The 10,454-nt window shown below is 33.9% G+C and carries 8 protein-coding genes; all 8 read right to left on the minus strand.

Annotated elements, in window-relative coordinates; all coding sequences use genetic code 11:
- Nucleotides 1-15 precede the first annotated feature (15 nt).
- The gene (tssG, locus tag M983_RS13725) at nucleotides 16-1,116 is read right to left on the minus strand and encodes a type VI secretion system baseplate subunit TssG (protein WP_066752046.1); all 1,101 of its coding nucleotides are present in this window, start codon (nucleotides 1,114-1,116) and stop codon (nucleotides 16-18) included.
- Nucleotides 1,083-2,843, minus strand: a complete 1,761-nt coding sequence (gene tssF / locus M983_RS13730) for a type VI secretion system baseplate subunit TssF (RefSeq protein WP_066752048.1) — start codon at nucleotides 2,841-2,843, stop codon at nucleotides 1,083-1,085. Before tssF ends, tssG begins: the two co-directional genes overlap by 34 nt.
- Before the next feature lie 24 nt (nucleotides 2,844-2,867).
- Nucleotides 2,868-4,487: a type VI secretion system protein TssA gene (gene tssA / locus M983_RS13735; protein WP_066752050.1), complete on the minus strand. Its 1,620-nt coding sequence runs from the start codon at nucleotides 4,485-4,487 to the stop codon at nucleotides 2,868-2,870.
- A gap of 8 nt (nucleotides 4,488-4,495) precedes the next feature.
- Nucleotides 4,496-5,020, minus strand: a complete 525-nt coding sequence (locus M983_RS13740) for a hypothetical protein (RefSeq protein ID WP_066752052.1) — start codon at nucleotides 5,018-5,020, stop codon at nucleotides 4,496-4,498.
- 680 nt (nucleotides 5,021-5,700) lie between these two features.
- Nucleotides 5,701-7,101: a hypothetical protein gene (locus M983_RS13745; RefSeq protein WP_066752055.1), complete on the minus strand. Its 1,401-nt coding sequence runs from the start codon at nucleotides 7,099-7,101 to the stop codon at nucleotides 5,701-5,703.
- The gene (locus tag M983_RS13750) at nucleotides 7,102-7,356 is read right to left on the minus strand and encodes a PAAR domain-containing protein (protein ID WP_066752058.1); all 255 of its coding nucleotides are present in this window, start codon (nucleotides 7,354-7,356) and stop codon (nucleotides 7,102-7,104) included. It lies immediately after the preceding gene.
- 51 nt (nucleotides 7,357-7,407) lie between these two features.
- On the minus strand, nucleotides 7,408-9,654 hold the full coding sequence (locus M983_RS13755; RefSeq protein WP_066752061.1) for a T6SS effector phospholipase Tle3 domain-containing protein: 2,247 nt from the start codon (nucleotides 9,652-9,654) through the stop codon (nucleotides 7,408-7,410).
- The gene (locus M983_RS13760) at nucleotides 9,651-10,400 is read right to left on the minus strand and encodes a T6SS immunity protein Tli3 family protein (protein ID WP_157091967.1); all 750 of its coding nucleotides are present in this window, start codon (nucleotides 10,398-10,400) and stop codon (nucleotides 9,651-9,653) included. The genes M983_RS13755 and M983_RS13760 overlap by 4 nt, the downstream gene beginning before the upstream one ends.
- Nucleotides 10,401-10,454: the final 54 nt, after the last annotated feature.

Here is a 10,454-nt window from a genome sequence, read left to right on the forward strand (position 1 = left end):
GCGTTAATCTCATTGTTAGAATCGGTAATTAGCAAATTCTTGCACTTGTTTTGGTTTTGCTGGTGGATTAAGTCGATGATAATGACCTAATCCAACAGTAATATCCTTATCATTTATCTCTGAACGCGATGATGATGAAAATGAACGCATCACAGCTGTTCTACCTATTTGAGCACCTTCCTGTGGTGAAGTGCTTAATTTTGCATCACAGAGTAATGCTCTTGGAATCGTTAAGGTGAGTCTCGCACTCATTCTTGCCCCTAAATAGACATGCAATAACGCCATAAAATCGAGATAAAGAGTGCCATCAGGTAACCATTCTTTTGCTTCTTTAGGATCGGTTGTATAAAGCTTAATGTGTATTTGGCTATTAACATCAATTGCGTATTGCCCTAATACAGGCTTATTAGCCAATGTAATAGGTTGTTGACAAGATAATGAAGTCATCTTTTCTTGTTCAATACGTCTTAAATCATGTGGCTTAATTTCTGCGTCTGTATTGGGTGCAAGTAAGCGAATAAGCGACATAACACCTTCTGTTGTTCTTGTCGGTAAACGCATCGTACCTAATAGCGCTAAAAAGCGTGAAATAGATGTTTGTATATGGCTTGAACTACCCGGTATACCTAAGCCAATTAAGCTGTATAAATATTGTGATGTTTCATCTTTGCCACCTGATTCAAAGGTTGCAGGATAAGAATACTTTCGCCAAATACGATAAAATTGTGTCGTTATGCGGTGATTAAAAATATCTAAAAAATCGGTTAGCGCTTCTGTTCCATCACGATGTTGGGCAATATTATCGGAATAACTTGTTGGTAATGGTGAAGTCACACCATATAAACCCAAAAAAGTGGTTCTAATACTTGGGTATAGGCTATTTCTATAAATATCGTCTTTATCTGTACCTTTAATTTCAGTAACAGGAAATCCCATTCCACGATGAGGCCTAAAGCGAATAGGATCTTTTTGTGGGTTTTGCGTACTCCCTAAAGGCGGGATATCTGAGCAATTTTTTTCTAATAACTGACAAAAGCGATAGAAATTGATATTAGGTAATTTTTCACCTAACGCATTAATCACTAAGCGTGCTGATTCGGGTGATTTTCTGTCCATTGCAAACATTTTCCTGTAGGTAAAATAGATAACGTTAGCTGATTAAAAAGGTGAACATCAGTATAGAGCTCAAAAAAGCGATTTAGCATTTCACCAAACAAATGAATATCACCTTCACCATTAAAACCGGCACTATCTAACGTTACATCAATGGCTATACCACGTTGTAAAAATCCTTTTTCAAATCGTTCAATTAAATGTTGCTCAACATGAACAATGGCCTCTAATTGACGTTTATTCATATCATCATTACGCCAATCATAAAGCGCTAATGTGCCACGTAAAACCTCAGCATTATCCATAATATTAATAAAGCTAGCGCCTAAGTGGCTAAGAATACGCCAATGAAAACGATCTTCTACTGGTGGATAACAAGGCAGAGTGGGTTTACATAGATTTCTTACAGTAAGCGGTATTTGTAATGTTTGCTCAGTTCTATCAAGTAGTGTGCTTTGTAGCGATTTTCGCGGTAATTGACCGTTTGTTCCCGTTAATTGCAAAGAGAGTGTTTCATCTTCTAACATTTCATCAAGATGACGTTCTTCTCCACCTAAAATAAGCCAAGTATCGTGCAGGCCTGTCACTCCCTTTTTCACTCTCGTATGATAATAATGTGACGGCGCATTATGGCGAAGCATACCGCCTTTATGGCGGAAGCTAGTGAAAGGGACATACTCTATTTGCTCATTTCTTCTAGAGCCATTGACATTATCTACTGAATATATTTCTGTATGTCCATCTTGTAAGCGACGAGGACGTAATAAATATTCACTTTCTAATCCGTTAATTGAAAGGGGATCGGCTTCTACGTTAAATAAATTAATAACAGGAACGCAGTGCATCTTGATATTTTCTTCAGATAATGGGATATCACCATCCCATTGATGGTTAAGAACAATATCTAGCTCAAATTGCCGAGTATTTTCAGGAAAATGAATATCACCTAAGCCATTTAAATTAACAAATAAGAATTTTTCACGGAAAGAAAAATATTCTAGTAATAATTGATAACCACTAAATGTACTTTCTGCTTTAGGCCATAAATTATCTTTTGCAGCAAAACCACCAGGCGAAAACCAAAGAGGAACATTAATTCGGTTGACTGATGAAGGTAGTTTTAAATAAACAGAAGCAATTTGTTTTGTTAATGCAAGATGAAGTGCATAAGCCGTTGGAATATCTCCCGCGAGATAAAGTGAGAGATTATTTAAATCTGTTTGTGACCAATCAATAAGATCACTACATTGAAATTTAATACGAATAACTGAACGACCATCAGGCTCAGCGGTTAAATTAACAGCAGATATTTTTAAAGGATTAATAGGAAGGTCGCGAGTTGTTCGATAACGACAGACGGTTTTTTTAGGACCAACAGGTCGAGATAACACTTCAAAATGAGCAGGAATAACACTACTCATTTTTATATGCTCAATATTAGGCGCTAATTCGATAATAGATAATGAAGGGATTGTTTGTAAATAATGAGGCCATAATAAACTGACAAGACCTTCTGTTAATTCAGGTAAATCATCATCTATTTTTTGTCTTAATTGCCCCATAGAAAAAGCAAAACCTTCAAATAGACGCTCAACAAAAGGATCAGGAATACCTGCTTTATCTAAATCAAGCATTGAAGCTCTATCAGGATGAGCTTGTGCAAATTCTTTTGCCGCTTCTCTTAAATAACGCATTTCTGCATCATAATAACGCAGTGTTAAATCATCCATTTGCTATTCTCTGTATTCATTATGTTAAGGATATAGTACGAGTGCGCGCACGGGATCAAGTTGTGTTAATTCTGCTAACAAGCATGACATTTGTTGTTGTAAACTTGATTTATCACTACTATTTCGTTGAGCTTTGTTGCGCAATAAATGTAACTGCCTTGCTTTGATCTCGAAGATATATTGCGGCTCCCAATGCGAAAGAGGCATGCTTTTTGCTTGGTTATCCAATTCAGCCAAAAGATTAAGCGCAAGATCATTGCGAGAGAATTGCTCAGCAACACGCGCCATCACCAATTGTAATAACCATTTTTGACGAGTATTACGAATATCAGGTCGATTCATTAACCATGCCAAAGCAACTTCAATACCATCATTATCAGCTTGAGTTAACGCCTCTTGTTCAAGTGCAAAAATAGACTCTTCATCAACCTGTGGGACCTGCTGATTAGGAAAATCATGAAGTGAATGGATGTTTTCTTCAAGAACATGCTGTTTTATCCAATTTAATGTCACTTCATCAGCAAAAGGCGTGCCATCTTCCCAAGCGAGTAGTTCTATACCTGGTAGACGAGTCAAAAATTGCTTTAAATCTGAGGTAATAATATCAGCCCAGCCATCCCAAGGTGCGGGTGATTTACTGAGCGCTTGGTGCAAATACCACTGAATATCGAGCCAAAAATGATTTACACCTTCAGTAAATAGGCGATCAGCTTGTTCTGCTAGCTCTAACCAACTTTGTTGTAGATAAAGACGCTTTAATTGTGCTCTTGCATCGGAACGGGGTGAAGCAAGCCTTGTGCAACCTTGGCTATTTTGTGGTGGTGATTGGTGTAGCGTATCCCAGCGCACTGATTTCATTAATCGATGCCCAGCAAGCCAACCATTTGATTGATTACGCAGATAATTAGCGAGCATTTTTGCTTGATCGAGAAGTTCACGTCCTGATTGAATAGGCGTTATTGTATTTGATGGAGAATAAGAGCCACTACTTTGTTTTACTGAGGAATTCTCACTAACTCCCATGGTTTGAGGTACAACGCTATTCGCGCCACCAGACTGAGCTAATCGTTTTTCTAACACATGCAAGAGTGAGGTTAAATGAGGGCGACTGTCTTCATCCCAAGTCGCAAACTCATCAATACAAGCCGCAAGTAAAGCCACAATAGAATCAAATTGGTTTCTATCCACTTCAGGATACAGTGATAGACTATCAAGCACACGTTGCCCTGCTAGCCATTCTAAAGCTGATTTTCGGCTTTTGGCTCGTGCTGGTAATAAAGTATCATGAAAACGTGAAACTAAACCTGCTAATAACCCTAGTGAATCAGCTAATCCACTTTCACCGTCACGATGCAATCTTGCCCAAATATAATAAGTGACAACGCGAACATCTTTACAGACCGTAGTAATTAACTTTTCTGCTAAGGTACAAATAAGATCAGTATCTGCGCCTGAAAGTTTATTGACCTCTTCACGCATTCGCTCAAAGTCATCGTCATAACCGGGGTCTTCACCAGTGGGTAATTCAGGGGTGATAGGTAATAGCCAACGTTCCCATAGTTCAATTTGTTGCTGAGCAATAGTTTTTTCTGAGAGTTCGTTTCCGCTGAAACAAGCAGTTCGTAATGAAGTTAATACTGGCATTTTCTATCCTAATTAAGATCTCTGTTTTGGTTATTATCGATAGCCATCATCAGAGAGAGTATTCCGTTATTTCCATCGGCCATTAGATTCATTCGGATTATGACATTATGGTAGTCATATTGGCTTTTTATTTCACCGCAGTGGGTATCTGATAAACAATCATCGGTTTGATATGTTGGTGCCCCAAATTTATGTGTTAACCGTTGACTTAATTGATTATAGTTATTGAAGAGAATATTTTTTTCAAATTGTTGTTTTATATCTAATATTGTGAGAGAAGCAAGTCCTTTGTCTTTCAATACAACAAAAAAATAGTGATATTTATCTTTTTGTATTGTAGGTGAAGAGCGAGAAGAACATGCCCACCCTTCTGGAGCCGATTCACACTGTAAGTTTGCAAGTTCTAGTTTCTTTATTTCATACATTGATTGATGCCATTTAAATCCATGCATAAAATCTTCTGTCGGATCATTATGCCCACCACATGAGGATATGAAAAAAATTGCAAATAAAACAGCAAGTTGCTTATACATAATGTTATTTTATCTTCCTATGAATTATCATCTTAAATATCTATAGAATATAACCTAAGCTAGCTTTTATAATTTGATAATAAGACGTATTGAAAATAAGTAAATCACATCGCCTACCTTTTAAAACTATTTATAATATTTAAATAATAACATCATATTGTAAACACTGATGAGCGATAAATCCCATTTTAGTTTGTAATAATTGTTTACAAAAAAATAATAAATCAATTTACTCTCATTGATTTAGTATTTAATAGTAGTGACATTATTTTAGTAGATAATTTACTCATTTATTGAGTTTTTCCTTTATCTTCTTTAGAAGCCGAATATAGCCAGTGATGACGTTATCCCTCTTTTATTTGGTCTATTTTTCTCTCTTTTTTAGCATTATCTTGAATTATTATTTTACTTTAAAAGCATAATAAAATAGTTTTATTTAAAAATAATAAACATTGTTATTAAAACAGCAGTGAGATTTCTGATAGCAGAATATAAATTCATTTAAAAATATTATCGTTCATAATATGTACAATATAGGATCCAGATTTTCTTTCTGAGACAATGCTAATCTTTGCTGATTTGATATTTTCTTTATAGAATAAATAACTAAATAATAAAATGTGGTTATCAAAATAAGTGACGTATATTTTTTATTTCACTTTCAAGTTAATAAATGATTTTTAATCATTGAATTCTCTTTCTATATCAATATTCAATGTTTGTAAAAACAAAGGTCTTAAATATAAATGTACTAATGCCATTTTAAATAAAGTTGCTAATAAAATAGTGAACAGAAAAGAAAGCGAAATTAAAATTAAGTTATCACTAAAAGTATTAGTATCGATAATACTCATTGTTGCAAAAAAAAGAAAGGAAAAAATGGCTAATAATAGTGTTCCAATAGAAAATGGGGGTGGATTGATATCATCATATTCATCTTTTATTAAAGGTTCTTCTTTTCCTATCGGTAAACAAAAATAGTTCTCATTTTCTTTATAAAAAACATATTGGCTGAGTTCCTGATAATTAGATGAGTTAATCAAAGCGATAAGATGATAGATATTAAGATTATTATAATCCCCTATCTGTTTATCAAATTGATAACCTTGAGAGTAATGCTCATAAGAAAGATCAAAAGACTCATTTGACCTTAATGACAATAGTATATTATCAACATCCTTTTTTTCTACATTAATGTAATAACTTAATTTTATTGATGCATTTTTCTGTTGTTGAATAGCAGATAAGGTCTTTATATTATCTTCTATATATTCTAAAGGAAAAGGCATAGGTTTAAAAAGTTGTAACGTATTTTCATGATAAAAAGGGGATAATACAATAACACTGGCTAATTCTTTTTCATCATTTGTATCTAAAGAGTAATAATTTATTGAAAATATTAATGTGACGACTTCTTTGTTTATTATATCAAAAAATAAATTATGATAATCTTGTTCTGTTTTAAAAACGATTTCCGTATTTAAAAAGAAATCATGAATAATAAGCTTGATTTGAGATTTAACTCGTTCACTCTCTTCATTGCGAGTATTAATGATAATAGAAACTTTTTCATTTTTATTAATATTCGATTTTGCTAGCATATTGATAAGCATTTTAAATATTGCAATACATCTATCATTACCAACAATATTTTTATTCTCTAAATCGATTAATGTATTTTCTTCATCGTAATCCTCATAAATATTTTCTTCATTGAAATTAGGAATTAATAAAGGGTCACTTGATATAATATACGAATCTGTGATGTATAATCTTTCTTGTTTATGATATCTCCATTGCATTAATATTTCTGCTTGCCAATAAGCCCAATAACTATAAAGTGTATTTCTTATTTCCCAAAATAAAGAGTATATGGAAATAATAAAAAAGGAGGCTAAGAAAAAAATAGAATATAAAACAATACTGTTTCGTTTATCTATACCTAGGCTATTTTCACTATTTAGCCAGATTATTAAAAAATAAACAATATTTATAAAGATGAAAAATAAACTTAACTTAATAAAAGGATATGTTTTTTTTAATAGAGGCGGCGGATTATTCGGTATTTTCCAATAGTTCATTTATATCTCCATATCATCACAACTAGAATAAATGATAGCACCACATTCAGATTTACAGCCATGAAAAGCAATACCTCGATTATCCTCAGTATAATGCGGACTACATTCAATAATCTTATTATTCCCATGCTTAGGGCAAGAGACAGCATCATAAAGTAGTGCAGCTGCTTTTCCATTAATAATTAAGGTAGAACTCGCGCTAATCACTTTGCCACCATGAGATGTAGTATCGCCTAGCCTAATAATATTTTTCATATTATCCCTTTGTATTTGATGGTTATTATTCAATATTGTTCTTTAAATAAATTATTTTTTAATTGGTGGGTTTTTGATTATTGCGGGGCATTCAGGAATGTCTAATTTGCCAGTTTCCATATAACAATCTTCACCACTTAACCAATCAGCATATTTACGTAATTCATCCATTTTTTCTGGGCTTCTACCTATTTCACAATAGCCGATGGGTAAATCGTATGTAAGTACCCTTTTTAGAAAAGGCGTATGAGACGGTAATGTACTGTGATCGGTAGGACGTCGAATATAACTACGAATTCGTTCTTTCATGTCTTTAATAGTTTCATATTTCATTGATTCATTTTTTTGTTTAGGATCGAGTAAAGGATCTCTTTTTCTCTTATTTATTTCTTCTTTTGTTAAAGGTACCCATTTTAAATTGCCATAAGAGTAAAAATCTTTATAAAAATAATAGTCGCTATCAACAGGCCTATAAATGTCTACTTCAGAATCGTATATAATATGTCCATACCCATCACCTAATGGGATTTTTTTAGCTTTATTCTCGGTGTTATTTTCCTCATTATCCTCTATGATTTGTTGTATTACATCTTTAGTCTTTTCCGTTTGTTTATTTTTATCATCCGTTTTTACTTCTTTAGTAGCAAAGTCTTCATCAAAATTAACCAGTTCTTCTTTTTTGATAGGGTAAGGGACTTCGGGAGCATTTATATTAATAAACATATTTGCAGGTGGTGGTGGCCATGCTATTCCATGGAGAGTTGTTGTATTACTATCCCAAAAAATCCTTCCATCACTATAGTAGCTATTTTTATCACTAAACACCGTTTTAGGATTAGGTTTATCACCACAAGGGGTGTTGCGTGCGAGCATTCTGACATAAGGCACGTTATTTTTTTCAAATAAAGGGTGAGGTGTTGTTTGGTTATTTTTAGTGATATTAGGAATACCACTCCAGCCAATACTTTGTAAGGGTGAAGAGCCCATTACGCGATCATGTGGGTTACAATAAATATAAGTATTACCGTGGTTATCTCTCTCTTTAATTGAGTTTTCCTCTGTCGGTGTAACAATATTATTATTTAACCAATTTCCTCGTTTACGACCTTTTAATAATCGAATATCGGGTGTCCAGCTTTTTTTATCTTCTGAACATCCCACAACTAAACCTACCACCCCACTAGGATGTTCTTTTAATTTATTTTTATTTTCGGCAATTTTATTAATAATCTCACTGAGTGTTGCTTCTCTTACTTCTTTACTGATATTTTCATCGTAAGGATAATTGAAACTATTTAACGCTTTATCTTCAATTGAATAAGGTGAATTTAAGACAAATAAAGCATCTGGTGCTTCAAGTGCCGCGGCTGCCAGTGCAATCATCGTTCCTTGGCTATGAGAAATGACGGTGACTGTATCGTATTTATTATAATCACGAATTTTTTTTATTAATTTGGCTAGTCTATTAACGGCATGAGCATAATATTTTCGAGGTGGTGCTTTGGTTAATAACCTATCAGATTCAGGGTTGAGGGCTTGAACATTAATTGGGAAAGGAAAAGGGGATGGAATTGGAACACTTCCCCAAAGCATTGGCCAATTATTAAAACCAGAATTGCTCCATAAGCTGATTAAATTATTACAGCCATTTTGAAAAGGACCGCCACCCCAGAAAAAAGGACCTTTATCTTTTAATTTTTCATAAATAAAAAGCCTTCTTTTTTTATAAGAAAGAGATTCATATTGTTGCACAATACTATATTTATGTTTATCTTCTGCATTCCAACTATTCTTATTTGGCGAACTGTATTCGGGATTAATCATTTCTTCCACTAGACGATGATAACTTTCACCTTGTTTATTTTTTAATGGAATAACATATTCACCCAGATCATCTTCAGTTGCACGATATCCCCAATAAAAACGAATAACGGGTGAATTTCCTAATTCTGTTAATGTCCGAATTGGTTGTTCATAAATATAGTGGCTATTATCATAATTACTTTCATCAAGTTTAAATTCTGGTTTTGAATATATGTTTTCTTCTAATTTATATGGCGTATTTGTAAGGTTTAATCGTTCATTAAGTCCATCGCAAATATCTCGTTCTGCATCTTCATACCATTCTCCTTCAGAATTGACACCATGAACAAAAATAATAATACCGGGTAAATGAGGTTTAACATGAATTTCACCACCAATATTGGCGGCATGTGTGGTTGATGTCCATTCTTGGGAACCATCAAGACAGTCTTTAGGTTTTAACCAACGGGTTGTTTTTAAGTTATGATGACTCATTCTTTTTCCTTTTGCGAAATAGGGTAAATATGGGGATCACTGCAATCAAAACGGGTTTGACCAGAAGGGGTTTTTAATGAAGAAGGTGGAGTTTCTTTGTCACCCACACTGCTATGAACATAGTTTGAACGCATTGGATCGAAATAAAATTTACGCCACCAAGGATCATCTAATTCATCATTATTCAGTCGGTAACTTGATTTCCCTAAATAAAAACCTTCATTTGTGACGATAATATCGAATCTAGATGAATAAGGGCCTGGTGAATGAGTATTACCACCAAAATTTCCATTAGTGGGCCTAAAGTTTTTACCGCCATCAAGGGTGACTAAAAGGTAATTGATACACGCATCTTTTGTACCCGCACAGCGACTATATCGTTTACTTAAAATACCAGGAAACACAAAAGCATCATCACGATCTGTTGCCCAAATTAGGCGTCCTTGATAACGACAAGCAGAAGAACCAATTAGACGTTGGTGAATGCCTTTTAATGTGTTGTTATAATAAGTAGCACCTCCTCGTTTTTCACTGTATTGCTCAAGAGTAAAAAACCGGTGGTCATCAATACGGTAGATTACAGTAGGCGGTCCATAGCTTTTAATTTCTTCGGCAATTAATCGTTGACGTTCAGCCTCTTGTTGGGCTTCTTTAATCGCGGCTTTTTCTTTTAACGATAAACAACCCGATAATGAAAACGCAGTTATCAGAATAAGTGACGTATAAATAGACTTTCGTTGCATCATTATTATCCTTTTATGTTGAGCTATAAATATTATTAAGTTGATGATAATAGTAGA

The organism is Proteus myxofaciens ATCC 19692 (assembly GCF_001654855.1).
Taxonomy (GTDB): domain Bacteria; phylum Pseudomonadota; class Gammaproteobacteria; order Enterobacterales; family Enterobacteriaceae; genus Proteus; species Proteus myxofaciens.